The organism is Butyrivibrio sp. LB2008, from assembly GCF_000621565.1.
Classification (GTDB): domain Bacteria; phylum Bacillota; class Clostridia; order Lachnospirales; family Lachnospiraceae; genus Butyrivibrio.
Genome location: NZ_KK211308.1, coordinates 173,185 through 198,867, shown reverse-complemented (window position 1 = coordinate 198,867; position 25,683 = coordinate 173,185). Strand labels below are relative to the sequence as shown.

Genomic DNA, 25,683 nt, shown 5'->3' with positions numbered 1-25,683 from the left:
GAGAGTGCAAAATGGTTAGTAAAGAATCAAGACAGAAAATTCGTGCTAAAAAGCATATGAAGATTCGTAATCGTTTCAGCGGTACAGCTGAGAGACCACGTTTAGCAGTATTTAGAAGCAATAGTCATGTATATGCACAGGTTATTGATGATGTAGCCGGCAAGACAATTGTATCTGCTTCTACTCTTGAAAAAGACATCAAGGCAGAACTCAAGAATACAGACGATATTGAAGCTGCTACAAAAGTTGGTGATATTGTAGCAAAGAGAGCATTGGAAAAGGGCATTAAGGCTGTTGTATTTGACAGAGGTGGTTATATCTACCACGGAAAAGTTAAAGCTCTTGCTGATGCTGCCAGAGAAGCTGGCCTTGAATTCTAAGAAGGGAGAAAACACAAATGAAGCGTACAATAGTTGATGCAAGTCAGCTCGAATTGACAGATAAAGTTGTAACCATCAAGCGTGTTACAAAGGTTGTTAAGGGTGGACGTAACATGAAGTTCACTGCGCTCGTAGTAGTTGGCGATAACAACGGACACGTTGGTGTAGGTCTGGGTAAGTCTACTGAAATCCCGGATGCTATCCGCAAGGGTAAGGAAGATGCAACAAAGAACCTTATTACTGTTCCTCTTGACGAGAACAACAGTATCACACATGATTTCGTAGGTAAGTTCGGCTCTGCTGAAGTTTTACTTAAGAGATCTCCTGAAGGTACAGGTATCATCGCCGGTGGTCCCGCTCGTTCAGTTTGTGAGCTTGCAGGTATCAGAAACATCAGAACAAAGTCACTTGGTTCAAACAACAAGCAGAACGTTGTTTATGCAACAATCAACGGTCTTGCTCAGTTGAAGACACCTGAAGAAGTTGCTGCAAAGCGCGGTAAGTCCGTTGCTGAAGTAACCGCATAAGGTTTAGTAAATAAGGAGTATAAATCAATGGCAAAGAGTAGTGAAAAGAAGCTTAAGATCACATTGGTTAAGTCCACAATCGGTGCTATTCCTAAGCAGGTGGCAACAGTAAAATCAATGGGATTTAAGAAACTTAACAGCTCTGTTGAACTTCCTGATAATTCCGCTACAAGAGGACAGATTCAGCAGATCAGACACCTTGTAAAGGTTGAAGAGATCTAATCTCTAAAGTAAAATGTAAATGTATCCGGAGCTGCAGTATGTATACGCGAGTGGTGAGCAGCGATGTTCACTGCGTGTAGCGGTATAAGCTCCGGAGTTAAATAAAGGAGGATTATCATGGAATTATCAAACTTAAGACCTGCTGAAGGTTCTGTACAGAGCGATAATTTTAGAAGAGGCCGTGGTCATGCTTCAGGAAACGGCAAGACTGCAGGTAAGGGACACAAAGGTCAGAAGGCTCGTTCAGGTGCTCCCAGACTTGGCTTCGAAGGTGGACAGATGCCACTTTTCAGAAGACTTCCTAAGAGAGGCTTCAAGAATATCAATCATAAAAACATCGTAGGAATTAACGTAAGCGCTCTTGAAGTATTTGAGAACGGAGCAGTTGTAGATGTTCAGGCACTTAAGGATCAGGGAATCATCAAGAAAGAGCTTGATGGTGTAAAGATTCTTGGAAACGGAGAATTTACCAAGAAGCTTACGGTTAAAGCAAATGCGTTCAGCGCATCAGCAAAAGAGAAAATCGAGGCACTTGGTGGAACAACAGAGGTGATCTAATGTTTAAGTCCCTAATGAATGCATTAAAAGTCAAAGAAATCAGAATGAAAATTCTCTTTACTCTTGCAATGCTTGCTCTTATCAGGTTTGGCTCAACTATCCCGATTCCGGGAATGAATGTTGCTAAGTTCAAAGAGTGGTTTGCAGGTTTAACGAGCGGAACCGATGCCTTTGGCTTCATGGATCGATTTACTGGTGGATCTTTTGAGAGCGCATCAATCCTGGCGCTTAATATCACACCTTATATTACTTCTTCCATTATTGTTCAGCTCCTTACAATTGCAATTCCCAAGTTTGAGGAATGGCAGAAGGATGGAGAAGACGGAAGAAAGAAGCTTACAGCAATGACAAGATACATTACTGTAGTTTTGGCACTTATCGAGTCCATTGCAATGGCTGTCAACTTCTATAAATCTGGTTCCCTTACAGAAAATTCTATTTTCTTGGCAATTCAGGTTGTAGTTGCACTTACAGCAGGTAGTGCATTCCTCATGTGGATTGGTGAACGAATCACGGAAAACGGGGTTGGGAATGGTATTTCTATAGTTCTGACGATCAATATTCTTTCAAGAATTCCGTCAGACTTACATTCACTTTTCGAGCATTTTGTGAGTGGGAAGCCTATTGCAAGGGGAGTAGTATCAGCTGTAATAATTATAGCGGTTATTATTGCATTGGTAGTACTGATTGTAGTTCTTAACGGCGCAGAGCGCAGAATCCCTGTTCAGTATGCAAAGAAGATTCAGGGAAGAAGAACTTATGGTGGAAATCGTTCCGAAATTCCGCTTAAGGTCAGCACAGCAGGCGTTATGCCTATCATTTTTGCAATGTCATTGTTCCAGTTTCCCGGTGTTATAACTTACTTTGTAGGTTATAAGGGAACAGGTATCTGGGCAACGATATTGGAATATTTAAAGCAGGACAATTGGTTTGATCCAAATCACTGGAATTATTCCATCGGTCTTGTAGTATACATATTATTGCTTATCTTCTTCGCGTATTTCTATACGTCAATTACTTTCAATCCTATTGAGATTGCAGAGAATATGAAGAAGCAGGGCGGTTTTATACCGGGAATCAGACCCGGAAAGCCTACCAGCGATTATCTTACAAGCATTTTGAACTATATCATATTTATCGGAGCATGTGGACTTATTATCATTGCGATAATTCCTTACTTCTTCAGTGGTATGTTTAAAGCAAGTGTTTCTTTCGGTGGTACTAGCCTTATCATCGTGGTAAGTGTTATACTTGAAACAATAAAACAGATTGAGTCACAAATGCTTGTACGTAATTACAAGGGATTTTTGGAAGACTGATTGAAAAAATAAGGTAAGAGGTACAGGGACCTACTATGACAGTGGGCCCTGCAACCTCTTGTTTCTACTTTATGGAAGGGATTATAGTATGAAGATTATTATGTTGGGTGCACCAGGTGCAGGAAAAGGTACACAGGCACAGATGATTGCGGAGAAATATAATATTCCGCATATCTCAACAGGAGATATTTTCAGAGCCAACATCAAAAATGGTACAGAGCTTGGTAAGAAAGCCAAGGAATTTATGGATAAGGGACAGCTTGTTCCCGATGAGCTTACAGTTGAGCTTCTTCTCGACAGAGTTGCAAACGATGACTGCAAGAACGGTTACGTACTTGATGGTTTTCCGCGCACTATTCCCCAGGCTGATGTTCTTGATACAGAACTTACAAAGCTTGGTGATAAGGTTGATTTCGCAATTAACGTTGATGTGCCGGATGATAACATCGTTCGCAGAATGTCAGGTAGAAGAGCTTGCCTGAAGTGTGGTGCAACCTATCATATTGAACATATTAAACCACAGAAAGACGGAATCTGTGATAAGTGCGGTAGTGAGCTTGTTCAGAGAGATGATGACAAGCCTGAGACAGTTCAGAACAGACTTAAGGTTTATCATGATCAGACACAGCCGCTTATCGACTACTATGAGAAAAAGAACATTTTAAAGACTGTAGACGGAACAAAGGATATGCAGGAAGTCTTCAGTGATATCGTTAGCATATTGAATGCATAATCTTGGTGTATTAAAATGGCTATAAGTATCAAAACAGATAAAGAAATCGATCTTATGCGACAGTCAGGGCATCTATTGGCAAAAGTTCATGAAGAACTTCATGCTGCTCTCAGACCCGGTATATCAACACTTGAGCTTGATGAGATTGGTGAGAGAACTATCCGTGCTCTGGGCGGGATTCCGAATTGCAAAGATTACGAGGGATTTCCTGCTTCTGTATGCATTTCTGTGAACAATGAAGTGGTTCACGGAATTCCAAGCAGTGAGCGAATCCTGCAGGAGGGTGATATTGTTTCACTCGATACAGGACTTATATACAAAGGTTTTCATTCTGATGCTGCCAGAACTTGGGGCGTCGGTAAGATAAGCGATGAAGCACAGAAGCTTATTGATGTTACAAGAGAAAGCTTTTTTGAAGGAATAAAGAAAGCTAAGGCAGGGAACAGACTTTATGATATATCCGCTGCCATAGATAAATTTATCAGGCCTTACGGATACGGCATTGTAAGAGAACTTACAGGTCACGGGATTGGAACAAGTTTACATGAAGATCCTATCGTTCCTAATTTCAGGAAATTGACAAGAGGCCCCAAACTTCAAAAGGGCATGACCATATGTGTTGAGCCGATGATAACAATGGGTGATCGTAAAGTCGGATGGCTTGAAGATGACTGGACAGTTGCAACGCTTGACGGGTCACTTGCGGCACATTATGAAAACACAATAGCCATCACGGATGGTGAACCGGAGATATTAACTATATTATAGAAGTAGATAAAGAGGAGATGTAGATGTCAAAGGCTGATGTAATTGAAATTGAAGGAAAGGTTATTGAGAAGCTTCCCAATACAATGTTCCAGGTTGAGCTTGAAAACGGACATGTTGTATTGGCACATATAAGTGGCAAGCTTCGTCAGAATTTTATTAGAATTTTACCCGGTGATAAGGTAACATTAGAGTTATCACCTTATGATCTTACAAAAGGAAGAATAATTTGGAGAGATAAGTAATAAAATAATCTAATGACTGTATGTGTGTGAGGGATTTATGATACAAAAAATTCTGGATAGGCATTTCGATAGTATTTCGTTCATACATTATAACAAGAATAAGATAGCGGAGGATAATATCCGAAATACGGCTGACACTGTGATGTTTTTATCCGGTGTTAGCACGTTTCTGCTTTTTCTTATTGTTTTGTTATCGGGAAGTTATTATTTTTGTTTTTTTCTAATTGCAATATTGTTTGTTCTTGTTGGAATACATTTAGTACAGAAAGTTTTTCTTAGTAATATATCTGAGAGCTTTAAATTATCTAGAGTGTATTCCTTCTTTTTTTATGGAGTGATGATACTTTGTTACTCCTATGTTGATATTGTCATGAATATGACATCAAGGTGTATCGTTTTCCCTTGTGCGATTATCGTGATAACTGCTGTATATATGGACACTTTTTTGTCTACAACGGTATATAAAATTGTGCTTACCATTATATATTGCATAATGGATCATATGATACGTCCCCATTATGGAATAAAAAGAGATCTGTTTGTGGCAGGCGTGGCTATTATTGCTTCACTGTTCAGCTATTTTGAAATTGTCGATCTGGCAATCAATAAAGGCGAAGACAGACGTATACTGGAAAAAAAGAGTACGACCGATCTTTTGACCGGAATTTACAATAAGCTTTCGTTCGAAGAAAAGTGCAATGAATATCTTAAGAAAAGAAAGCCCGGTGCCAGATGTATTTTGTTTATCTTTGACCTTGATAATTTCAAGGAAGTAAACGATACATACGGACATCAGACTGGCGACAATGTGCTTAAGAAGTTTTCTGAGATACTTCAAAGCTATTTTCATCCGTATGATATTCTTGGAAGAATCGGCGGAGATGAGTTTATGGTGCTTGTAATGGGCGAGATGCCTGAAGGATTTGCAGAGAAAAGATGCAGAAGCATTCTTCATGAGTTCAAGACGGCCCGTATCAATCAGGTTTCAGGTCTTACTTGCAGTATAGGTATTGTGAGTGATAACGACTGTGCAAGCTTTAGCGATCTTTATAAGAAAGCGGATGAGGCACTTTATGTTGCCAAAGAGGGTGGAAAAGCTACTTTCAACCTTTTTGAAAAGGAGAAATCTTCATAATAATTTACGTTAGTTTCACTTCTTCATTTTCCCTTCAGTATGCTGGGGCTCTCTGTGATGATATTTGCAGGGAGCTTCAGTATGAAGCGGTTATGAGGGAGTTCTTTTTATAAGATGAAAAAAGACATATTGTGGAGGAGAGTCATGGGAGAAAAGAAACAGGCAATTTATGATGCATCGGTACTTGGTAAGCCGAAGATGGCTGTTTTGGGATTACAGCACATGTTCGCAATGTTTGGGGCAACGATACTCGTTCCCATCCTGGTAAACGGCTATTTTGGAGGCGACGGACTTTCAGTTCAGGTTACTTTATTCTTTGCGGGAATCGGAACACTTCTTTTTCACGTATTTGCCAAATTCAGGGTTCCGGCATTTTTGGGATCATCATTTGCGTTCCTTGGTGGTTTTGCTACTGTTGCAAATTTAAATACAGGTAAGTATGCTAATATGTCTTACGCGGATAAACTTCCCTATGCCTGCGGAGGAATAGTCATTGCGGGACTTATGTATCTTTTGCTTGCGGTTGTGATAAGGCTTGTCGGAGTAAAGAGAGTAATGCACTTTCTTCCTCCTGTGGTAACGGGACCAATCATAATCTGCATAGGTCTTTCACTTGCGCCTTCGGCTGTCGACAATGCATCGGCCAATTGGGGACTTGCGCTTATAGCTTTGATAGTGGTCATAGTGTTTAATATATTCGGAAAAGGAATGTTTAAGATCATTCCTATTTTGATGGGCGTTGTAATATCATACGCTGCGGCACTTGTTATGCAGGCAATGGGAATTACGAATGCGGATGGAAGTGCGATAATAAATTTTGCTCCGATCGCCGAGGCAAAGTGGATTGGAATACCGCCTTTTATCCATGCCAAATTTGATCTTACATCGATCTTTGTAATGGCGCCTATTGCCATTGCAACAATGATGGAGCATGTCGGAGATATGTCAGCGATTTCTGCGACGACAGGTAAGAATTTCATTGAAGATCCGGGACTTCACAGGACACTTTTCGGTGACGGACTTGCAACTGCACTTGCAGGATTGTTCGGCGGACCTGCAAATACGACATATGGTGAGAATACAGGAGTACTGGAACTGTCCAAAGTATACGATCCGAGAGTCGTAAGGATTGCGGCTATTTACGCTGTCATCGTGAGCTTCATTCCCAAGATGGCAGATCTTATAGGAACAATGCCGACAGCGATAATCGGGGGAATAAGCTTTATTCTGTACGGAATGATCTCTGCTATCGGTGTCAGAAATGTTGTTGAGAACAAGGTTGATTTTACCAGATCGAGAAATCTAATTGTTGCGGCAATTATTCTGGTATCCGGGCTTGGGTTTAAGAACGGCATTACCTTTAATGTCGGTGCAACGGATATTACATTTACATCTCTTGCCATAGCTGCAATACTTGGAATCTTGCTTAATGCGATCCTTCCCGGAAACGATTACAGTTTTGGAGAAAATTACAGCGGTGATATCAACAGAGGAGTAAGCTTTAATAACAGTGTGGCTGAAGAAGACTGAAGCAAAATTATAGAGTTTATGGGTGTTTTCATAATGAAAAAAATATTGGATGATTATTTTTTTCATTGTGATATAATATCCAATTGTGTAGAGATTAACGTTTATATATGGAGGTTTATTTATGAACAAGAAAACAAAGTTGGGTATTTCCGCAACAGCGCTTTTGGCACTTGTATATGCAATGGGAGCGGCAAGTACATTGGGGATGATCGCGCTTATTGTATTCATTCTTATTTTGGAAGAGGATGAAGATCTTAAAGCTGCAACAAAAAAAGCTGCAACAGTTCTTTTGATATTGCTTCTGATAAGTGGATGTGAGCGTGCACTTATTGAGATCCTTCGTCTTTTCGCAGATGGCTACAGCAGCGTGCTGTATACAATAACAGACAAGATGGACTACTTTTTTGAATTCGCGATCAATGCGGCATATATGGTATTTGCATTCTTGGCTTTGAATGGTGCTTTCTTCAACAAGCCTAACAACGGAGCTCCTTACTATCCACAGCAGCCCAATCAGGGGTACGGACAGCCGATGCAGAACCAGGCTCCGAAAATGCAGAATCCCGGGATGCAGAATCAGGGAGCACAGGGAAGCTCTTATGTGCAGGATCAGGGACGCAGATGCCCTAAGTGCGGTAATCCTGTAGGAGATGAGTTATTCTGCACATATTGCGGAACTAAGCTTTGATCATATAAAGAGAATATATAAGAGATTATCTGGACATGCCTTTCAGGTGTATTGAAAGGCATGTTTTTTCTTTTTACAGAATAAAAAGAAAAATTGTGAAAACAGCTTGCGTATTGACTATTTATGTGTTATGATATCAAATGGTCTTTTTAGATAGAAGGGGATATTATGCCCTTCTTTAAGCATTAGCTGTTTACCATGCAGGAAAGGAGTAACAATGAAAGTAAGGTCTTCTGTTAAGCCTATGTGCGAAAAGTGCAAGGTTATTAAGAGAAAGGGCGTTATCAGAGTTATCTGTGACAACCCTAAGCACAAGCAGAGACAGGGATAATCCGAGCCGTTTAGGTGGATTACTTTTTGATACCAATGTGTATTGGAAAGATCGGATCATTCTTTGTCCGGTTGGGCTGTGATCATCGGCCCCAATCAAACAAGTAATATTATTTTTAAGTTATGGAGGAATAAAAAATGGCTCGTATTGCAGGTGTAGATTTACCTAGAGATAAGCGAGTAGAGATCGGTTTGACATATATCTACGGAATCGGTAGAACAAGCTCAAACAAGATCCTCGAAGCAGCAAAAGTAAGCCCGGACACACGTGTTCGTGATCTTACAGATGAAGAAGTTAAGAGAATTGCCGAGATTATCGGTAACGACTACGATGTAGAAGGTGACCTCAGAAGAGAAGTTGCTATGAACATCAAGAGACTCACAGAGATCGGATGTTTCAGAGGCATGCGTCATAGAAGAGGACTTCCTTGCCGTGGTCAGAGAACTAAGACAAATGCAAGAACTAGAAAAGGACCTAAGAGAACAATCGCTAACAAGAAGAAATAATTTTTCTTGATGTCTGAGCATGGCAGATCAGTGATGTAACAATTATAACCAGTAATTATTAGGAAGAAAGTAGGTTAGTTTAAAATGGCAAATCAGAAATCAAATGCAGCTAAAAAGTCAGCTGCAAAGAAGCGTGTCAAGAAAAACGTTGAACACGGACAGGCACACATCCAGTCATCTTTCAATAACACTATCGTTACTTTGACAGATGCTGCAGGAAACGCTCTTAGCTGGGCAAGTGCCGGCGGTCTCGGATTTAAAGGTTCAAGGAAATCTACTCCTTATGCTGCACAGGTAGCTGCAGAGACAGCAACAAAGGCTGCGCTTGTACATGGCCTTAAGACTGTTGATGTATTCGTTAAGGGACCAGGATCAGGAAGAGAAGCTGCAATCAGAGCTCTTGCTGCAAGTGGACTCACAGTTACATCTATCACAGATGTAACACCTGTACCGCACAACGGATGCAGACCTCCCAAGCGTCGTAGAGTGTGAGCGATAAATTTGGTCGTTGCGGCATAAAATTTTGTATTTATACAAAATTTTATGTTATTGCAGACCGTATTGTCGCGTTGTTCTCACAATGCAGAATACATGTGCAAATAGATATGTATTTATACGCGTTGGATGAAGGTGTATGACACTGTAAACAACATCAAACGACAGAATGTCGTTTGAGAAAAAGAAAGGAGCCTAAAATGGCAGTAAACAGAGTTCCCGTATTAAAAAGATGCAGATCACTTGATTTGGATCCTACATTTCTTGGATATGACAAAAAGTCCAAGAGAACATCAGCTAGAGCTGGTAAGAAGATGAGTGAGTATGGACTTCAGCTTCGTGAGAAACAGAAGGCTAAATTCATCTATGGCGTCCTTGAGAAGCCTTTCAGAAATTACTACGACAGAGCAGACAGAATGAAGGGTCAGACAGGTTCCAACCTTATGACTATTCTTGAGACAAGACTTGATAACGTTATCTTCAGAATGGGCTTTGCAAGAACAAGAAGAGAAGCTAGACAGGTTGTTCTTCACAAGTTCATTACAGTAAATGGAAAAGTAATCAATGTTCCTTCATACCTCATTAAAGCCGGTGATGTCATCGAAGTTAAAGAGGCAGCAAAGAACATCCAGAGATTTAAGGATATCTCAGAAATCACTGCAAGCAGACTTGTTCCTGAGTGGCTTGACGTTAACAAGGAAGGACTTAAGGGTACAATAAAGGAACTTCCTTCAAGAGAAGTAATCGACGTTCCCGTTGATGAGATGCTTATCGTCGAGTTGTATTCTAAGTAATCTAAGATTAAATAGAAACTTGTTAACTAGTCACATAAGGAGGGTATATCAGTGTTTGATTTTGAAAGACCAAATATTGAAGTTGCTGAAATCTCAGATGATAAGAAATATGGTAAATTCGTAGTGGAGCCTCTTGAAAGAGGTTACGGTATTACACTGGGCAATTCCCTTCGTAGGATTATGCTCTCTTCATTACCTGGTGCAGCAGTAAGTCAGGTTAAGATTGAAGGCGTACTGCATGAGTTCAGTTCTATTCCCGGAGTAAAGGAAGATGTAACTGAGATTATTATGAATATCAAGAATCTTTCTATAAAGAATTCCTCTGATACTAATGAGCCTAAAACTGCATATATTGAGTTTAACGGTGAAGGTGTTGTCAGAGCATCAGATATTCAGGTAGACCAGGATATTGAGATCATGAATCCTGATCAGGTTATCGCTACACTTTCCGGAAAGGATGCTAAGCTCTATATGGAGCTTACTATCACAAAGGGAAGAGGTTATGTAAGCTCTGATAAGAATAAGACAGGCGATCTTCCAATCGGAGTTATCGCTATCGATTCTATCTACACACCTGTAGAGAGAGTAAATATAACTATCGAGAATACTCGTGTAGGTCAGGTAACTGATTATGATAAGCTTACATTAGATGTTCACACAGACGGAACACTTGCTCCCGACGAGGCTGTAAGCCTTGCAGCAAAGGTTCTCAGCGAGCATTTAAGCCTATTCATCGACCTTTCTGAGAATGCTAAGACAGCAGAAGTTATGATCGAGAAGGAAGACGATGAGAAGGGCAAAGTTCTCGAGATGTCAATTGATGAGCTTGAACTTTCAGTTCGTTCATTCAACTGCCTCAAGAGAGCAGGCATCAATACCGTTCAGGAGCTTGCAAACAAGACTTCTGATGATATGATGAAGGTTCGTAATCTTGGACGTAAGTCACTTGAGGAGGTTCTTGCTAAGCTTGACGAGCTTGGACTTTCACTTAAGTCAGATGGCGAGCAGTAATATTACGAAACATACAGTATGAATGTCCGCAGAAGATAAATCCGATGCGTACTGAAGCGGATTCTCATAGGATCTAAAAACTGCATTGTAAGAGTAAGCCCGATGAGCATCTTATGATGTACCTACAGCGGAGGGAACTCCGCAAATGAGAAAGGATGTAAATAATTATGGCAATGTACAGAAAGCTTGGAAAAGCAACAAAGCCCAGAAGAGCGCTTCTTCGCAACCAGGTAACAGCACTTCTTTACAACGGAAAGATTGTTACTACAGAGGCAAGAGCTAAGGAAATCAAGAAGATCGTAGAGCCTATGATCACTCTTGCAGCTAAGGAAAAGGACAACTTTGAGACTGTTTCTGTTGAAGTTAAGATGCCTGAAAAGGATGCTTACGGAAAGAGAGTTAAGGAAGTTGTTGACGGTAAGAAGGTAACAAAGTTCACAACTGTTACTAAGGAAATCAAGAAGGATCTTCCTTCACGTATGCACGCAAGAAGACAGCTTCTTAAGACTCTTTACCCTGTTATCGATGTTCCTCAGGAGAACAAGGGAAGAAAGAAGAACACAAAGGAAGTTGACCTCGTAGCAAAGCTTTTCGATGAGTACGGACCTAAGTACGCAGATCGTAAGGGTGGTTATACAAGAATCATCAAGATCGGTCAGAGAAAAGGTGATGCAGCTATGATGGTTGTTCTTGAGCTTGTTTAATAGCTTTTGATTATTTAAACCATAAATATAGAGGTTTCAGAGTATATGCTCTGAAACCTCTTTTTTCTTCGCTTATTTAGATTTTTATTAAATATCTGCAGTGTAAATCGTTTAATTGTACTGATCGACGTTCTGAGGGGTTACAGGAACAAATGGAACCCAAATATATTTGTGATCTTCTGAAGCACCTGAAACAGATGCTACGGATCCGCCTTTGGCAAGTGCAACAGCACTTTCTACAGCGGCATTACCCTGACCGGTTGTGTCCTGAAGTACCGTCATATACAGATCGCCGTCCTTTACAGCGGCACATCCTTCAGTTGTGGCATCAATACCCGCTACGAGCAATTTGTGAGTATCATATCCGTTATCTTTCATCCATTTAATGGCACCCATTGCCATAGTATCGTTATTGCAGAAGATACAATCAAACGGCTGTCCTGTTATCTTAAATACATTAAGCTTGTCATATGCCACGGAATCGGACCAATCTCCGTTATCAACAAATACATAATTTACATTTACTTTGTTATCAAGGAAATAGTATTTAACGGCATTTGTTCTCTTAGGAGCAGCGGCATGAAGTTTTTCACCCATCAGGATAATAACATTTAAAGTTGAAGGCTTTCCGAGACCGCTCCATATATATTCAGCCTGGAATGCTCCTGCGTCCTGCTCGTATGAACCTACATAGACAAACTGATCGCCTTTTAGATAGTCGCTTTCAGGCTCGTTGTTTATAAATACGACAGGAAGATTACCGGCTGCATTTTCCATCTGCAGAGCAGTACTTGTATCGCATAATCTGCAGATTATCGCATCGTATCCGCCGGAAGCGGCACCTGCAATCTGTTCCATCTGAGTTTCTGTACTGTTCTGGCTGTAAACAATGTCGATTGTAGCACCGACTTCTTTTGCTTTAGCAACGATTGCATCGGCAAGAGTATTAAGGAACCCGTCATCATCTGCATGTAGTACCATAAGTATCTTTACGCCGTTGCCTGAAAACGATCCTGAACCGGATTTGCCGCAAGCTGTGAGTGAAACAGTTAATAGAACAGCGCAAAGTAGAAAAGCCATTGAGCGTTTAATTCGATTTTTCATAATATGTATCTCCTTATCAAATCTTGAACTTCTGAACATAGGATGTAAGCATTTCTGATGTGTTAGCCAATTCATGGGAGTTGTCGGCTACATCCTGGCTGTTCTTGGTTATGCTGTTAGCCTGTTCAACCATTCTGCGGCTGGTCTCGAGGATTTCATCTGTACTTGCAGCCTGTTCTTCAGAGATGGCAGCAACATTGCTGGCAACATCATCAACCTTTTCAACATCTTTGATCATGAGTTCGATAAGTTCATTGGACTTTTCAATGTTCTGGTAGATCCTATCAAATGTCTGAACAGCAGTCTGAATAAGCTCGCTGTTTGTATCAATATTCTTTGCACTTGTCTGAGCCTGTGCGACAACACTGTCAATTGCTTTTCCGACATCATTGATCAGCTTGGCAATGTTATCTGCGCTGGAAGCTGAGTTCTGGGCAAGCTTTCCGATTTCAGTAGCAACAACAGCAAATCCCTTTCCGGATTCTCCGGCGCGCGCAGCTTCGATAGAAGCGTTCAAAGAAAGCAGATTTGTCTGTTCAGCAATCTCGCTGATAAGACCGACAATATTGGTGATTTCTTCAGACGCCTTACCAACTTCATTGATGGAAGTGACAAGGTCATCGTTGCTACTCTTGATATATTGCATTGCATCAGCAAGCTGTTCCATATCATTACGGCCTTTTTTACTGATTTCGACAGTTTCTTTCATGCTCTCATTGGCCTGATTTGAATTATCTCTTGTATCTGCAACTACCATTGCAAGAGTAGTTGCACTCTGGGCAATCTCATTAACTGCAACAGCGAGCTGATCCACAGTTGAATTAAGATTCTTCATTGCTTCAGACTGTGACTGGGAAGCTTCGTACATGCTCTTTGATACGGTGTCAGAGTTGTCAGACTGCTCTTTAAGCTTCTTGGACTCATCATTGATAACCGAGAGCATATTTCTCATTGAATAAACGAATTCGCTCACCTTATCGCTCATGAGACCGATCTCATCATTGCCTTCATGTCTGACATCAATAGTGAAGTCACCTGCTGACATATCTGTAATGTTCTTGGTGATTCCGCCAAGAGGTGCAATAACCTTGGTAACCATGAGATTGATAAGTAAAACAATAAGTACGATTGCGATAACGCCTATCAAGGCAAGCGTAGTAACAAGCTTTGTTACGTCTTTCATGATAGTGCTGTTATGGACATACGAAATAAGAACCCAGTCTGTTCCGGCTATTGGCTTAAATGCAACTACATTATTTGCAAGTGTGACTGTTGAGTAATTTCTTTCATTAACCTTTTTGGCTATAGCGGACATGAGGTTGTCGCTGTCACTTGTGTCAAGCTTGGTAGAAACCCTGTTTTTATCACGGTGTGCAAGGATAGTTTTGTCAGTGATGTCAACAAGGAACGATGCAGCCTGATCCATCTTTACTTTTGAATTTACAATGATACTGATCTGGTCAAGAGAAAGATCGGCAGCCATGATCTTGAGTTCTCCGGAACCGTCGTTGATTATACCTGAAGCGCTTATTACATTAGTTCCGTCAACATCCTTGTAGGTACTGCCATACACCATGTTTACACGTGTCATGCCTTGCTTGAACCATTCTTGTTCTGTGACATTATCCGTGTTTTTGGTTGATTCTGAAGCTTTAAAAACTTTTCCGGCCTTGGTTGCGACATATGGTCCGTTTTTGCAATACGGATTGAAACCATAATATGCGTCCATTATTGCGGATAATTCGGAATCCGATGGCTTATCTTTTTCAACAAGCTGTTTTACTGTGGAAAAATTTTGAAGATTGTAATTGAGCCAGGCTTCGATATTGTCTGCCTGATTGGAAATAGAAGAATTTAGTGCTGATGTTGCCATTTGGGTCATGCTTCTGCTGGACAGATACCCTGAAATGAGCACCAAAATAAGAATGGTGGCAACTACGGCAGGGACTAAGAACAAAAGAAGCTTGTTTTTGATCTTTGCATGTCTCTTTCCATTTACTTTTTCCATTAGAAAAATCTCCTTAAAATTATATAAAAACAGATTATATACAATATTTTACTATATTCTACGATTTTGTGTGCGAAATAATATAAAAAACATTAAATTGTGTCATTATTTCTTTTTTTCAAAGTGCTGGTAATCCTTGGAGGAATTCCAATTGCCGCCCCAAGAGAAACCGTGTTCTTTAAAAAGCTTATATGCAAGATCGTCTTTATCAATTTTATAAGGAAAATCAGCGTTTCTGTCTGCGTATTTTTCGCCGCCTGAAGGTGCTATTACGGTCGCGCCGTTTTTGTATTTAATTTGCGGATTATAAAGCGGATTTATATCAATAGCCAGTCCCTGGGAGTGCTTGGAAAGTTTTTTTCCGTTCCCGATAGGACGGTAATTGAAGCAGGAAGTGTTGTTCGCTTCCATAGAAGCCTCATCGTCGGCGTCAAATTCATCGATAAGCTTTATACTTTCTATTTGGTAGTCATTGTCGTAGAGCTCGTAAAAAATCTCCATAATGTCATCGGCAATTGCTTTATTGCATATCAGTTCACCTGATTGCTCTTCACCGTCAAAATCGACATAGAGAACAGAACAATATCTTAGTTCATCAAGTGAAAAAGGACAGTCTTTTGGATATGATACGTCTGTTATCTTGGATACAATTGAATCCGGAATTTCCTCATAGTAGAAGCCTTCAGAGTATGTGACTCTTGTGTCATATACGTCAATGTCAAAAGGAGTTTCGGTTGAATTTGTGACACTTGAATTGACTTGTCCGGTCGAAGATGATGATGCACTCATTTGAGCATTGTCAACTGTAGATCCGGTGCTTGTTGCATATGATGAAGCATTTTCTGTGGGTATTTCTGACGGATGTAACTTGGCGTAATCTTCGAGGGTTTCGTGTCCGGCGAGGTGCCTTGCCATAATGGCGCAGAATAGAATTATTCCTAAAAGAAGAAGTAGCTCTTTTGCATATTTTCTGTTCATTTGTAAATCTCCGAGTTTAATTTTATAAATAAATAGTACCACATTTATGCTATAATATTTCGAATGGTAGGTAAAAAGAGATGATACGTACAGATAAACTTGTATTTGAATACATAAGAAGAGATGACGAGGGAAATGTCGAGGGTATTACAAGAGCTGTCGATGATGTCAACATTGATGTCAAGCCGGGACAGTTCATTGCAATCCTGGGGCATAACGGTTCGGGAAAATCGACTCTTGCCAAGCATTTCAACGCTTTGTTATATCCGACAGAGGGTGAAGTGGTCGTAGATGGCATGAACACTCGTGACAGTAATAAATTGTGGGATATCAGACAGGAAGCCGGAATGATCTTCCAAAATCCCGATAATCAGATAATCGGGCAGGTTGTTGAAGAGGATGTCGGTTTTGGTCCTGAGAATATGGGAGTTCCAACGGAAGAAATCTGGGAGCGTGTTGACGAGAGTCTTAGAGCAGTCAATATGCTTGAATTTAGAAAATCATCACCCAATCATCTTTCCGGAGGCCAGAAGCAGAGAGTTTCTATTGCAGGAGTCATCGCTATGCATCCTAAGTGCATAATCATGGATGAACCTACTGCGATGCTTGATCCCAACGGACGAAAAGATGTCATAAGAGCCGCAAGGGCGCTTAACAGCGTTGAAGGAATAACTGTCATCCTCATAACGCATTATATGGAAGAAGTTATCTACGCCGATAAGGTGTTTGTCATGGATAAAGGGCATGTTGAGATGCAGGGCACGCCTAAAGAGATTTTTTCTCAGGTTGATAAGCTCAAAGAGCTAAGACTCGGCGTTCCTCAGGTGACTCTTTTGGCACATGAACTTAAAAAGAGCGGTCTTCCGCTTCCTGACGGGATTCTCACAAAAGAGGAGTTCGTCGAGGAACTTAAGAAATTAAAGAGATGATACGGAGAAGGAAATGTCTATAATTCTCGACCATGTAAACTATATATATGATGAAGATACTGCAATGGCGCATGCCGCGCTGACGGACGTGAATATAAAGATTGACGCGGGTGAATTTATCGGGCTTATAGGACACACGGGTTCAGGTAAATCAACGCTTATCCAGCATATGAACGGTCTTGTCAAGCCTACAAGCGGTACGGTATATTTTGACGGAAAAGATATCAGCGATCCCGAGTTTGACAGGAAAGCGCTCAGAGCTAAGGTGGGACTTGTTTTCCAGTATCCCGAGCACCAGCTCTTTGAGACGGATTGCTTTAAGGATGTTTGTTTTGGACCAAAGAACCTAGGTCTTTCCCAGAAAGAAGTGGAACTTAGAGCTTATGAGGCGCTTAAACAGGTTGGTTTTGACGATGACTATTTTTACCAGTCACCGTTTGACCTTTCGGGCGGACAAAAGAGAAGAGTCGCAATTGCAGGTGTTCTTGCAATGAAGCCTGAGATTTTGATTCTCGATGAGCCGACAGCGGGACTTGATCCCAAGGGAAGAGAGGATATCCTTAATCTTGTAAAAAAACTTCATGACGAAGTAGGCATAACTATCATACTTGTAAGCCACAGCATGGACGATGTTGCGGATTATGTGGACAGGATAATAGTTATGAACAAGGGAAAGGTCGCATTCGATGATGTGCCCAAGGAAGTTTTCAGACACAGACAGGAACTTGAGGCCATTGGGCTTGCAGCTCCTCAGGTCACGTATGTTATGCAGGAACTTAAGGCGTCGGGATTTGATGTTGACATAGATGTCACAACGCTTGACGAGGCCAAAAACGAGATATTGAGAGCTTTTTCAAAATAAAAGATATGTAAGGCAAAAAGATGCTTAGAGATATTACATTAGGACAATATTACAGAACTGAATCCATAATACACAAGCTGGACCCGAGGGTTAAGATAGTCGGCACGTTTGTATTTCTTATTGCTATTTTCATGGTAAATAACGCATTGGGATATGTCATTGCGGGACTTTTTCTTGCCATGAACATCAAGCTGTCGAATGTGCCGGTTAAGTTTATTTTCAGGGGAATGAAGTCAATCTTTTTACTGCTGATGATATCGGTGGTATTTAACCTTTTTCTGACTCCGGGAGAACCGCTTCTTACTGTGTGGAAGATAAAGATTACAGACGAAGGGCTTAAACTTGCCGTAAAGATGGCGATAAGACTGGTGTTCCTGATAACGGGTTCATCACTTATGACACTTACGACAACTCCAAACAACCTGACAGACGGACTTGAGAGCTTGCTTAAGCCTCTTAAAGTTATTCATGTTCCGGTACACGAGATTTCCATGATGATGTCTATCGCGCTTAGATTTATTCCTATTTTGCTCGAAGAGACAGATAAGATTATGAAGGCTCAGATGGCAAGATGCGCGGATTTTGAAACGGGATCGGTTATAACCAGGGCAAAAAATATGGTTCCTTTACTGGTACCTCTTTTCATATCGGCGTTCAGAAGAGCAATGGACCTTGCAATGGCTATGGAAGCAAGGTGCTATCGCGGCGGCGAGGGCAGAACCAAGATGAAGCCGCTTATTTATAAGAAAAGAGACAGATTGGCATATATTGTACTTGTTCTTTTCCTTATAATATGTGTTGTGGTTGGAAGAATGAAATTTTGAGAGATAATCGGGAAATGACAAAAAAGCGCAGAATAATGCTGACAGTTTCATATGATGGTACGAATTACAGCGGATGGGCGCTTCAGAATTCAACTCCTAATACGGTTGAGGGCGTGCTGAACAGGGCAATTCACGGTCTTACCGGAGAGGAAGTTGCGGTAATAGGCGCAAGCAGGACGGATGCAGGTGTTCATGCCTACGGAAATGTCGCTGTTTTTGATACCTGCTCGACGATTCCGGGAGACAGGTTTTCTTTTGCCCTGAATCATATACTTCCGGAGGATGTGCGCATCGTTGAGTCTATGGAAGTTGCGCCGGAGTTTCATCCGCGCCATTGTGATACCGAGAAGACCTATGAATACAGGGTTTTAAATACCAAGATGCCTGTTCCCGTAAGGCGTTTTTATACATATCATTTCAGTATACCCCTGGATGAAGAGAAGATGCAGGAAGCGGCGAAATACCTTGTGGGAGAGCACGATTTTACAAGCTTTTGCAATGTTGAATCGCAGGCACTAAGCCATGTCAGGACAATTAAGGACATAACGGTGAAAAGACACGGCGATGAAGTGATAATCAGCGTTACAGGCAATGGTTTCCTATATAATATGGTCCGCATAATCGCGGGCACGCTCATACTTGTTGGGCGCGGGAAAAAAGAGCCTTCGGAAGTCAGGAATATGCTTGAGAGTAAGGACAGGAAGGCAGCCGGTCCGACAGCACCGCCGGAAGGGTTGTCCCTTATAAAATATAAGTTCCTTGATGGTGTTCCGACTGTATAATATTTGGCGCTCAAACGTTGGAAATAGAGTTGACAATAAGACTAAATGCGATATATAATATCTTACTGTGTGACGTCATGTCCACAATTAGGTGAAAATGTCATATTGTTGTCCCGGTAAGCTTCAATATGTACATCATATATAATGTGAGAATCAGGTGAAGGGTTTTCACATAAGTAACCAATCAAGTAATTATTTACTGGAGGAAATACAATGAAAACTTATATGCCTAGTGCAACTACAGTTGAGAAGAAGTGGTATGTAGTTGATGCTACCGATATGACACTTGGACGTCTTGCTTCAAACGTAGCAAACGTACTCAGAGGTAAGAACAAGCCCATCTATACTCCTAACATTGATACAGGCGATTATGTAATCGTAATCAATGCTGAGAAGATCAAAGTTTCTGGTAAGAAGCTTGATCAGAAGATGTATTGGCATCACACAGAGTATGTTGGACATCACAAGGAGTTCTCACTCCGTCAGATGCTCCAGGACAAGCCTGAAAGAGTTATCGAGCATGCCGTTAAGGGAATGCTTCCTAAGGGCTCTCTTGGTAGAGAAATGTACACAAAGCTCCATGTATACGCAGGTGCAGAGCATCCACACGCAGCTCAGAAGCCTGAAGTATTAACATTTTAATCGGAGAGGAGAATAGTAAAAATGGCAAAGTCATCTAATTATTACGGAACAGGTAGAAGAAAGAAATCAATCGCTAGAGTATACCTTGTATCCGGAAATGGAAATATTACAATCAACAAGAGACCTATCGATGAGTATTTCGGACTTGAGACACTCAAGGTTATCGTTAGACAGCCCCTTGTAGCTACAGAGACATCTGAGAAGTTCGATGTTGTAGTAACAGTTAGAGGTGGCGGCACAACAGGTCAGGCTGGTGCTATCAGACACGGTATCGCAAGAGCACTTCTTCAGGCTGACTCAGATGAGTACAGACCTGTACTTAAGAAGGCCGGATACCTCACAAGAGACCCTCGTATGAAGGAAAGAAAGAAGTACGGTTTGAAGAAAGCTCGTCGTGCTCCTCAGTTCTCAAAGAGATAATATTTCGAGATTTAAAAAGAATTTACAAACCTCAGAGACTCAGTGTTTCTGGGGTTTTTCTTTTATCTATAATTGTATTCAGTTGTGGTGAAACGCAGAAAATTTTGTACCGTAAACAGCGAGTAAACAGCAGGTAGACAGCAAAATTATCAAGTCTTAGATTTTATTTATTGCTTCTACCAGAGACTGGATATCAAGGTGTGTGTACACTTTCTCTGTCAGAGACATTGCTCCGGAGTGTCCTACGATTTTCTTGATCATTGTAGGATCCACATGAGCTTCCGCCAGCATTGATATGCAGGTGTGCCTAGTATCATGAGGATTGTGCTCCATACCAAGGTTTTCTATTAGTGGTGTCCAGTAGCTGTCTTTATAGTTCCTGTAGGTGAATTTTTTGTTGTCATCTGTGTGAAGAAGGTATTCACAGTCAGAGGATTCATACCAGGCTTTGTAGAATGGTAGAACCTTATCTGCTATAGGAACCTTTCTGATACCATTTTCAGTCTTACTTAGTATCACATCGAAATACTGTTCTTCAAGATGAACATTTTTCTTTTCCAAATCCAGTAGTTCAGATATTCTACAGCCGTTGTAAATCAGCATCAGTACTGTCTGGTAGAACGGATCATCCTTGAGTTCCCATAACCTGTCAATCTCAGCTTTTGAAAAGATATCTCTCTCAACCTTGTTTGGATTTTTATCCTTATACTTGAGGATATCTACAAATTCGGAATAGTCCTTGTTACAGATATCGTTCTTAAGAGCGTAATCGTAAAGCTGATTGAAAAGGACTTTGATCTTACGGAGTGTAGGATAATTTTTTCCGCAGGTATCAATGACATTCTGAAGCTCTGCCAGCCTTATATCTCTAAAAGTTTTGTTGTAAAGGGTGCCACATACGTTATATGAGGCTGTATACCCATGCACATTGGATTTAGAGATGGTAGGATACTTTGCTTCAGACCAGGCATTATATACGTCTGTGAATGTCATTTTGGCTGCTTTTGTATCAAATGGATTCTGATGATAATCTGATAGCATTTGCAATCCTTCCTGCTTGGTTTCAGCATATCCTATGACATTGTACGTCTGCTTTTTGGTACCTTTTTCCGGATCAATGGTCCATCCGGTGGTTACTCTTACCATATAGGGCTTTCTGCGTTTCCCGGACATTTTCATAACACTTCCATATCCGTTTGGTAATTTCAAGTATTATCGACCTCCTTTGATGCTCAGGTAATTTATGAAAAAGGGGATAGTCCCTTAATCACCTTTCTTATCGGGCAATGCTACATTTGCGTAGTATGCAAGTTCTGTTTCAAACCAGTGATTAAATCTATCTTCATTTGATAGGCCTTGTTCAAGGCTTTCTCGTTCATCTGCGTATCTTTCCAGAAAAAGGCAGAGATCTGCGTTGTTTTCTGCTATCTCATCGTTTCCCATGAATTTAAGGCTACAGCTCCACTCTTCAGTTTTTGGTGGGCGATTTACGTCTATATTGAAGTGAAGACCTGCTTTTTTATTTAATTCGTTTAGAACATAGAGGACATCTGAGAGAGTATCTAAAGTGATGTTCTTCTTCTGATATCCAATTAGTTCTGCTGGGGAGATATTAAGAATATTTGCGATCTCATTCAGTATACCTATTGAAGGTTCTATTTCACCGCTTTCATATTTCTGTACGGTACGCATAGTTTTGCCTAGCCTGTTAGCCAGTTCAGTCTGACTGAGGTGCTGAGCTTTGCGGGCCTGCTTAATTCTATTTCCAATATCAGATCTATTATTCATCATACTGACCTCCTTGTGTGAATTGTAACATGTAGTAATACGAATTGCAAGAACGTAATACGAATTATAAATACATATTTTGTGTTGACAAATGAATTACTAAGACGTATCATCAAAATACGAACTGATAATTCGTATTTTGAAAGAAGGGAGGTGAAAAGTATGGAAGACAAAAAGTTATATGTAGAACTACCAAGATTTACCGGTAGAAATGTTCCTATAACTGAGGTTGCCGAGGCAATGCACAAGGATGCACAGTTTGTAAGAATTGGAATCCAGCAGGGGATATTCAAATTCGGATATGCCATGAAGAAAGAGAATTCCAGTGAATACAACTACTATTGTCCAGACAGAAAGGTGTGGGAAGAGATTGGATACTTTAGTCCAGAAGCAGTCTAAAAAGAAAAAACTCTCTTGCTGGTAACAAGAGAGTAAATGAAAAGCCGGAGCTTTTGTAAATTCGATTAAATAAAGTATAGCAAGGGTTCCGGCCAAGTTCAACAAAAAAGTAAGATTGGAGGAATCTAAATGGAAACAAGCAAACCAGAATTAAAGCTTATCCAGATGTCAGATGTAGAAGCTGAGGAAGTTTCCTGGCTATGGTATCCGTTTATACCATATGGAAAGCTTACCATCATTCAGGGAGATCCCGGTGATGGAAAAACAACTTTTGTACTAAATGCAGCAGCGAAGTTATCAAAAGGTATTTCGTTAGATACAGGTCTGCAGAGTGAGGAACCAATAAACATCATATATCAGACAGCAGAAGACGGACTGGCTGATACGGTAAAGCCAAGACTTGAAGGTGCCGGGGCTGACTGCTCCAAAATCCATGTGATAGATGAGAGTGATAAATCGCTATCAATGGTAGATGAGAGAGTTGAACAGGCAATCATAAGGACTGGAGCAAAACTCTTGATTCTGGATCCACTACAGGCATATCTCGGAGGCGGAATGGATATGAATAGAGCTAACGAAGCAAGAGATATGACTAAGAAGCTGGGAGCTCTGGCGGAGAAGTACAAATGTGCAATCATCCTAATCGGACACATGAACAAGGCTTCCGGAAACAAGGCAGCCTATAGAGGGATGGAATCAATTGACTTCTACGCAGTAGCAAGAAGTGTCCTGCTGGTAGGAAGGATAGAAGGAGAACCGGAACTAAGGGCAATAGTCCAAATAAAGAACAACTTAGCAGCATTTGGACATTCAAAGGCCTTCAGATTATCAGAAAAGGGATTCGAGTGGATTGGAGATTATGAAATAACCGCAGACGAAGTTCTCGGAGGAATTGCACCGAAAGCGAATAAGCAGGAAAAGGCGATAGCTCTTCTGAGAGAATTGGCTGAAGACCATAATATGATCCCAAGTAACGAGGCAGTAGAACTGGCTAAAGAAGAGGATATATCAAAAAGAACTCTGGAGATAGCAAAAAATGAACTTGGGATAAAAGCCAGGAGAATCAACAATACCTGGTACTGGATATTGAAAGAGAACGAATGATAATCAAGACCGCAACAATGTAAGGTATCTGAAGTTACACTCTTAAGATTGCAAGGTTGTAAAAAGATAAAGACACTGCATTGTTGCGGACTAGAAGAAAGGGACGAATGAAAAACGTACAGATATCACAGGAATTATTTATAAGGCTGATACGATTACTGGTCTTTGAGTTCGACGAAGATACTGATCTGATCAAAAAAGAACTTGAGGACAAGATGGAAAAATTAGCAAGGCACGAAATCTATTCAAAGTTCAAAACAGCACCCACAGAAGCGGAGAAAGAAAAAGCTCGTCAGGACTACCTCGACATGGTGGGAATGCACAAGGATTTTAGATGGTGATTTCCCTTGATGGATTAAACGGGAGCGTGACACGCTCCGGTAATAATCAGCCAAGGAATGAATGGTTTGGCAGGCGAGCGGAGCGAGCTTCCCCATAACGTGACGTTATGGGTAACCCCCTATGGATAATGACATTACACATCATTATCCGGGGGCTCTCCGAGGGGCCTGCCGGCGGCAAAAAAATACGAAAGGATTTAGTTTATGATAACAGTGACATTTCACATTTCATGTAAAAAGCATTCGCTCACTAAAACACGAGATGTGGTTTCGGTGAGCAAACACAATCTTCGATTATTTCAAAGCGAAGAGTATAACGAAGAAATGATCGAAGTGGAAGTCGGGAGTGAAGTAAATATTCTCGATGATGTAAAAGAGATTTATGAAAGGGAATTTTCTGAGGCACTTTCGGAATACAACAAAGGTAAAAGAAGTGACAGACAGATTCATGACTATCTGGAGTATGTATCCGAAAGTAAAAAGAATGATGTGGCTACGGAGGTAATTCTCCAAGTAGGGGATAAGGAATTCTGGGCGGATAAGACGAGAGAACAGTGGAATGCAATGAAGCCACTCTTGAGGGAACAGCTTGAATATGTAAAAGAGATAGTTCCGGAATTCAAAATCGCTTCAGCAGTAACACACTTGGATGAGGATTCACCTCATATGCACGTAGTAGGAGTTCCGGTAGCAACAGGATACAAACGAGGACTAAGCAAACAGGTGGCAAAAACAAAAGTATTCGACCAGAAAAGATTAGAAACGATACAGAATCAGATGCACGATTTTGTAGAACAGCAGATGAAGGACCATCCGGAGATCTTTGGAGATGAAACACTTAAGCCAAAAGAAAAAGGCAGGAATAGTGACTTCTCAAAAGAATTCTACTTAAGGCTAAAGCAGCAAGAATATGAAAAGCTGGAAGATAAGTGCCAGGAGAAGGAGACACAGATTGAAGCTCTGGACGGAACGGCTAAAGAAATGAAGGAGGACATTGAAAGCACAGTTAACCAATATGTGGACTCAGTGGTAAATACAGAAATGAAAAAGGAATTCATGAGATACGCAACACTCGAAAATCCTAAGACCACACTGGGAAAACTAGTCTCGAAAGCCTTCAGAACATTCAAGGAATGGTGGGATAAGACCAAGAAGCCTGAGGTAGCTGAAAAGGCTAAAACAAGCATTTTGCAAAAGCTAAGAGAAAGCCAGACGATAGTTGATCAGAGGAAGGAGCAGCAAAGTCCAAATCTTAATAGGAATAATCTAAGACCTGAGAGATGAATAACTGATAGTGCAATAGGCAGGGGCGTGAAAACGCCCTTGTTTTATGCACATAATATTGAACAGGATGGTAGATATAGGTATAATTATAAACAGTTGCTACAAAGAAAAAATTTAAGTATTTCTGAATAGATTAACTTTCAGTATTATAGACGATGTTAAGTCGGAGGTAATAATTCTTTTCGAGACATTTTAGGGAACTTTCCTTGCTGATTATCGAAAAAAGTTCCCTATTTTTTATTTGAACTATAGGGAACTTTTTGATATATTTCTAT

Annotated in this window: 32 protein-coding genes; 27 read left to right on the top strand and 5 right to left on the bottom strand. The window is 40.7% G+C overall.

All coding sequences use genetic code 11. The features are described from left to right. The first annotated feature begins 11 nt into the window (after window positions 1-11). The 17 genes from rplR (at window position 12) to T356_RS0117315 (ending at window position 11,943) form a co-directional block, all read left to right on the top strand. Window positions 12-380: a 50S ribosomal protein L18 gene (rplR, locus tag T356_RS0117395; RefSeq protein ID WP_026515603.1), complete on the top strand. Its 369-nt coding sequence runs from the start codon at window positions 12-14 to the stop codon at window positions 378-380. A 17-nt stretch (window positions 381-397) separates the two neighbouring features. After that, window positions 398-907, top strand: coding sequence for a 30S ribosomal protein S5 (gene rpsE / locus T356_RS0117390; RefSeq protein ID WP_026515602.1), 510 nt, complete (start codon window positions 398-400; stop codon window positions 905-907). 27 nt (window positions 908-934) lie between these two features. Beyond that, window positions 935-1,129 carry a 50S ribosomal protein L30 gene (gene rpmD / locus T356_RS0117385; RefSeq protein ID WP_026515601.1) on the top strand — a complete coding sequence of 65 codons (195 nt, stop codon included), beginning with the start codon at window positions 935-937 and terminating at the stop codon, window positions 1,127-1,129. A 117-nt stretch (window positions 1,130-1,246) separates the two neighbouring features. Then, the gene (rplO, locus tag T356_RS0117380) at window positions 1,247-1,687 is read left to right on the top strand and encodes a 50S ribosomal protein L15 (protein ID WP_026515600.1); all 441 of its coding nucleotides are present in this window, start codon (window positions 1,247-1,249) and stop codon (window positions 1,685-1,687) included. Further along, window positions 1,687-3,006: a preprotein translocase subunit SecY gene (gene secY, locus T356_RS0117375; RefSeq protein WP_026515599.1), complete on the top strand. Its 1,320-nt coding sequence runs from the start codon at window positions 1,687-1,689 to the stop codon at window positions 3,004-3,006. Before rplO ends, secY begins: the two co-directional genes overlap by 1 nt. 88 nt (window positions 3,007-3,094) lie before the next feature. Further along, entirely contained in the window at window positions 3,095-3,739 is a 645-nt protein-coding gene (locus T356_RS0117370; RefSeq protein ID WP_026515598.1) for an adenylate kinase, read from the top strand. Window positions 3,740-3,754: 15 nt separating this feature from the next. Then, window positions 3,755-4,507, top strand: a complete 753-nt coding sequence (map, locus tag T356_RS0117365; protein ID WP_026515597.1) for a type I methionyl aminopeptidase — start codon at window positions 3,755-3,757, stop codon at window positions 4,505-4,507. 23 nt (window positions 4,508-4,530) lie between these two features. Then, window positions 4,531-4,749: a translation initiation factor IF-1 gene (infA, locus tag T356_RS0117360; protein WP_013280019.1), complete on the top strand. Its 219-nt coding sequence runs from the start codon at window positions 4,531-4,533 to the stop codon at window positions 4,747-4,749. Window positions 4,750-5,086: 337 nt separating this feature from the next. Next, on the top strand, window positions 5,087-5,884 hold the full coding sequence (locus T356_RS20680) for a GGDEF domain-containing protein (RefSeq protein WP_197020940.1): 798 nt from the start codon (window positions 5,087-5,089) through the stop codon (window positions 5,882-5,884). A gap of 144 nt (window positions 5,885-6,028) precedes the next feature. Further along, window positions 6,029-7,414 carry a uracil-xanthine permease family protein gene (locus tag T356_RS0117350; protein ID WP_026515595.1) on the top strand — a complete coding sequence of 462 codons (1,386 nt, stop codon included), beginning with the start codon at window positions 6,029-6,031 and terminating at the stop codon, window positions 7,412-7,414. Between the two features lie 121 nt (window positions 7,415-7,535). Then, the gene (locus T356_RS0117345) at window positions 7,536-8,102 is read left to right on the top strand and encodes a zinc ribbon domain-containing protein (protein ID WP_026515594.1); all 567 of its coding nucleotides are present in this window, start codon (window positions 7,536-7,538) and stop codon (window positions 8,100-8,102) included. A 217-nt stretch (window positions 8,103-8,319) separates the two neighbouring features. Beyond that, entirely contained in the window at window positions 8,320-8,433 is a 114-nt protein-coding gene (gene rpmJ, locus T356_RS0117340; RefSeq protein WP_013280022.1) for a 50S ribosomal protein L36, read from the top strand. A gap of 137 nt (window positions 8,434-8,570) precedes the next feature. After that, window positions 8,571-8,939, top strand: a complete 369-nt coding sequence (gene rpsM / locus T356_RS0117335; protein WP_026515593.1) for a 30S ribosomal protein S13 — start codon at window positions 8,571-8,573, stop codon at window positions 8,937-8,939. Window positions 8,940-9,023: 84 nt separating this feature from the next. Continuing rightward, window positions 9,024-9,431, top strand: a complete 408-nt coding sequence (gene rpsK / locus T356_RS0117330; RefSeq protein WP_026515592.1) for a 30S ribosomal protein S11 — start codon at window positions 9,024-9,026, stop codon at window positions 9,429-9,431. Between the two features lie 203 nt (window positions 9,432-9,634). Then, the gene (rpsD, locus tag T356_RS0117325) at window positions 9,635-10,228 is read left to right on the top strand and encodes a 30S ribosomal protein S4 (RefSeq protein WP_026515591.1); all 594 of its coding nucleotides are present in this window, start codon (window positions 9,635-9,637) and stop codon (window positions 10,226-10,228) included. A 51-nt stretch (window positions 10,229-10,279) separates the two neighbouring features. Further along, window positions 10,280-11,239 carry a DNA-directed RNA polymerase subunit alpha gene (locus T356_RS0117320; protein WP_026515590.1) on the top strand — a complete coding sequence of 320 codons (960 nt, stop codon included), beginning with the start codon at window positions 10,280-10,282 and terminating at the stop codon, window positions 11,237-11,239. Window positions 11,240-11,406: 167 nt separating this feature from the next. Next, window positions 11,407-11,943: a bL17 family ribosomal protein gene (locus T356_RS0117315; protein ID WP_026515589.1), complete on the top strand. Its 537-nt coding sequence runs from the start codon at window positions 11,407-11,409 to the stop codon at window positions 11,941-11,943. A 111-nt stretch (window positions 11,944-12,054) separates the two neighbouring features. Here T356_RS0117315 and T356_RS0117310 read toward each other — a convergent pair whose 3' ends face one another. The 3 genes from T356_RS0117310 to T356_RS0117300 form a co-directional block, all read right to left on the bottom strand. Then, window positions 12,055-13,047 (bottom strand): substrate-binding domain-containing protein, encoded by a 993-nt coding sequence (locus T356_RS0117310; RefSeq protein ID WP_197020939.1) that lies wholly within the window; start codon window positions 13,045-13,047, stop codon window positions 12,055-12,057. A 16-nt stretch (window positions 13,048-13,063) separates the two neighbouring features. Further along, window positions 13,064-15,055: a methyl-accepting chemotaxis protein gene (locus T356_RS0117305; protein ID WP_026515587.1), complete on the bottom strand. Its 1,992-nt coding sequence runs from the start codon at window positions 15,053-15,055 to the stop codon at window positions 13,064-13,066. Between the two features lie 105 nt (window positions 15,056-15,160). Continuing rightward, window positions 15,161-16,033, bottom strand: coding sequence for a M15 family metallopeptidase (locus T356_RS0117300; RefSeq protein ID WP_026515586.1), 873 nt, complete (start codon window positions 16,031-16,033; stop codon window positions 15,161-15,163). 80 nt (window positions 16,034-16,113) lie between these two features. Here T356_RS0117300 and T356_RS0117295 point away from each other — a divergent pair, with 80 nt between their 5' ends. The 6 genes from T356_RS0117295 (at window position 16,114) to rpsI (ending at window position 20,492) form a co-directional block, all read left to right on the top strand. After that, window positions 16,114-16,962 carry an energy-coupling factor transporter ATPase gene (locus T356_RS0117295; RefSeq protein WP_026515585.1) on the top strand — a complete coding sequence of 283 codons (849 nt, stop codon included), beginning with the start codon at window positions 16,114-16,116 and terminating at the stop codon, window positions 16,960-16,962. 13 nt (window positions 16,963-16,975) lie between these two features. Then, window positions 16,976-17,824, top strand: a complete 849-nt coding sequence (locus T356_RS0117290; protein ID WP_026515584.1) for an energy-coupling factor transporter ATPase — start codon at window positions 16,976-16,978, stop codon at window positions 17,822-17,824. A gap of 20 nt (window positions 17,825-17,844) precedes the next feature. Then, window positions 17,845-18,648 carry an energy-coupling factor transporter transmembrane component T family protein gene (locus T356_RS0117285; protein WP_026515583.1) on the top strand — a complete coding sequence of 268 codons (804 nt, stop codon included), beginning with the start codon at window positions 17,845-17,847 and terminating at the stop codon, window positions 18,646-18,648. A gap of 14 nt (window positions 18,649-18,662) precedes the next feature. After that, a complete protein-coding gene (gene truA, locus T356_RS0117280; RefSeq protein WP_026515582.1) occupies window positions 18,663-19,430 on the top strand; it encodes a tRNA pseudouridine(38-40) synthase TruA in 768 nt (255 codons plus the stop codon). A 213-nt stretch (window positions 19,431-19,643) separates the two neighbouring features. Then, entirely contained in the window at window positions 19,644-20,072 is a 429-nt protein-coding gene (gene rplM / locus T356_RS0117275; protein WP_026515581.1) for a 50S ribosomal protein L13, read from the top strand. Window positions 20,073-20,093: 21 nt separating this feature from the next. Beyond that, window positions 20,094-20,492, top strand: a complete 399-nt coding sequence (gene rpsI, locus T356_RS0117270; protein ID WP_026515580.1) for a 30S ribosomal protein S9 — start codon at window positions 20,094-20,096, stop codon at window positions 20,490-20,492. Window positions 20,493-20,648: 156 nt separating this feature from the next. On the opposite strand, the gene T356_RS0117265 is transcribed toward rpsI, so the two are convergent. Next, a complete protein-coding gene (locus tag T356_RS0117265) occupies window positions 20,649-21,701 on the bottom strand; it encodes a tyrosine-type recombinase/integrase (RefSeq protein ID WP_024865247.1) in 1,053 nt (350 codons plus the stop codon). A gap of 54 nt (window positions 21,702-21,755) precedes the next feature. Continuing rightward, window positions 21,756-22,283 (bottom strand): helix-turn-helix domain-containing protein, encoded by a 528-nt coding sequence (locus tag T356_RS19960; RefSeq protein WP_049973101.1) that lies wholly within the window; start codon window positions 22,281-22,283, stop codon window positions 21,756-21,758. A 159-nt stretch (window positions 22,284-22,442) separates the two neighbouring features. Between T356_RS19960 and T356_RS0117255 the strand changes: the two genes are divergently transcribed. From T356_RS0117255 to T356_RS0117240, 4 genes are all read left to right on the top strand, one after another. Next, window positions 22,443-22,679, top strand: coding sequence for a hypothetical protein (locus T356_RS0117255; RefSeq protein ID WP_013280038.1), 237 nt, complete (start codon window positions 22,443-22,445; stop codon window positions 22,677-22,679). Between the two features lie 129 nt (window positions 22,680-22,808). After that, on the top strand, window positions 22,809-23,783 hold the full coding sequence (locus T356_RS0117250) for an AAA family ATPase (RefSeq protein WP_026515579.1): 975 nt from the start codon (window positions 22,809-22,811) through the stop codon (window positions 23,781-23,783). Window positions 23,784-23,890: 107 nt separating this feature from the next. Continuing rightward, window positions 23,891-24,124, top strand: a complete 234-nt coding sequence (locus T356_RS0117245) for a hypothetical protein (protein ID WP_026515578.1) — start codon at window positions 23,891-23,893, stop codon at window positions 24,122-24,124. A 324-nt stretch (window positions 24,125-24,448) separates the two neighbouring features. Further along, window positions 24,449-25,408 (top strand): plasmid recombination protein, encoded by a 960-nt coding sequence (locus T356_RS0117240; RefSeq protein ID WP_242846641.1) that lies wholly within the window; start codon window positions 24,449-24,451, stop codon window positions 25,406-25,408. Window positions 25,409-25,683 lie beyond the last annotated feature (275 nt).

Bases quoted from the DNA above. Each gene is read 5' to 3' on its own strand.
- rplR (WP_026515603.1), top strand. From the start codon at position 12: ATGGTTAGTAAAGAATCAAGACAGAAAATTCGTGCTAAAAAGCATATG.
- rpsE (WP_026515602.1), top strand. From the start codon at position 398: ATGAAGCGTACAATAGTTGATGCAAGTCAGCTCGAATTGACAGATAAA.
- rpmD (WP_026515601.1), top strand. From the start codon at position 935: ATGGCAAAGAGTAGTGAAAAGAAGCTTAAGATCACATTGGTTAAGTCC.
- rplO (WP_026515600.1), top strand. From the start codon at position 1,247: ATGGAATTATCAAACTTAAGACCTGCTGAAGGTTCTGTACAGAGCGAT.
- secY (WP_026515599.1), top strand. From the start codon at position 1,687: ATGTTTAAGTCCCTAATGAATGCATTAAAAGTCAAAGAAATCAGAATG.
- T356_RS0117370 (WP_026515598.1), top strand. From the start codon at position 3,095: ATGAAGATTATTATGTTGGGTGCACCAGGTGCAGGAAAAGGTACACAG.
- map (WP_026515597.1), top strand. From the start codon at position 3,755: ATGGCTATAAGTATCAAAACAGATAAAGAAATCGATCTTATGCGACAG.
- infA (WP_013280019.1), top strand. From the start codon at position 4,531: ATGTCAAAGGCTGATGTAATTGAAATTGAAGGAAAGGTTATTGAGAAG.
- T356_RS20680 (WP_197020940.1), top strand. From the start codon at position 5,087: ATGATACTTTGTTACTCCTATGTTGATATTGTCATGAATATGACATCA.
- T356_RS0117350 (WP_026515595.1), top strand. From the start codon at position 6,029: ATGGGAGAAAAGAAACAGGCAATTTATGATGCATCGGTACTTGGTAAG.
- T356_RS0117345 (WP_026515594.1), top strand. From the start codon at position 7,536: ATGAACAAGAAAACAAAGTTGGGTATTTCCGCAACAGCGCTTTTGGCA.
- rpmJ (WP_013280022.1), top strand. From the start codon at position 8,320: ATGAAAGTAAGGTCTTCTGTTAAGCCTATGTGCGAAAAGTGCAAGGTT.
- rpsM (WP_026515593.1), top strand. From the start codon at position 8,571: ATGGCTCGTATTGCAGGTGTAGATTTACCTAGAGATAAGCGAGTAGAG.
- rpsK (WP_026515592.1), top strand. From the start codon at position 9,024: ATGGCAAATCAGAAATCAAATGCAGCTAAAAAGTCAGCTGCAAAGAAG.
- rpsD (WP_026515591.1), top strand. From the start codon at position 9,635: ATGGCAGTAAACAGAGTTCCCGTATTAAAAAGATGCAGATCACTTGAT.
- T356_RS0117315 (WP_026515589.1), top strand. From the start codon at position 11,407: ATGGCAATGTACAGAAAGCTTGGAAAAGCAACAAAGCCCAGAAGAGCG.
- T356_RS0117310 (WP_197020939.1), bottom strand. From the start codon at position 13,047: ATGAAAAATCGAATTAAACGCTCAATGGCTTTTCTACTTTGCGCTGTT.
- T356_RS0117305 (WP_026515587.1), bottom strand. From the start codon at position 15,055: ATGGAAAAAGTAAATGGAAAGAGACATGCAAAGATCAAAAACAAGCTT.
- T356_RS0117300 (WP_026515586.1), bottom strand. From the start codon at position 16,033: ATGAACAGAAAATATGCAAAAGAGCTACTTCTTCTTTTAGGAATAATT.
- T356_RS0117295 (WP_026515585.1), top strand. From the start codon at position 16,114: ATGATACGTACAGATAAACTTGTATTTGAATACATAAGAAGAGATGAC.
- T356_RS0117290 (WP_026515584.1), top strand. From the start codon at position 16,976: ATGTCTATAATTCTCGACCATGTAAACTATATATATGATGAAGATACT.
- T356_RS0117285 (WP_026515583.1), top strand. From the start codon at position 17,845: ATGCTTAGAGATATTACATTAGGACAATATTACAGAACTGAATCCATA.
- truA (WP_026515582.1), top strand. From the start codon at position 18,663: ATGACAAAAAAGCGCAGAATAATGCTGACAGTTTCATATGATGGTACG.
- rplM (WP_026515581.1), top strand. From the start codon at position 19,644: ATGAAAACTTATATGCCTAGTGCAACTACAGTTGAGAAGAAGTGGTAT.
- rpsI (WP_026515580.1), top strand. From the start codon at position 20,094: ATGGCAAAGTCATCTAATTATTACGGAACAGGTAGAAGAAAGAAATCA.
- T356_RS19960 (WP_049973101.1), bottom strand. From the start codon at position 22,283: ATGATGAATAATAGATCTGATATTGGAAATAGAATTAAGCAGGCCCGC.
- T356_RS0117255 (WP_013280038.1), top strand. From the start codon at position 22,443: ATGGAAGACAAAAAGTTATATGTAGAACTACCAAGATTTACCGGTAGA.
- T356_RS0117250 (WP_026515579.1), top strand. From the start codon at position 22,809: ATGGAAACAAGCAAACCAGAATTAAAGCTTATCCAGATGTCAGATGTA.
- T356_RS0117245 (WP_026515578.1), top strand. From the start codon at position 23,891: ATGAAAAACGTACAGATATCACAGGAATTATTTATAAGGCTGATACGA.
- T356_RS0117240 (WP_242846641.1), top strand. From the start codon at position 24,449: ATGATCGAAGTGGAAGTCGGGAGTGAAGTAAATATTCTCGATGATGTA.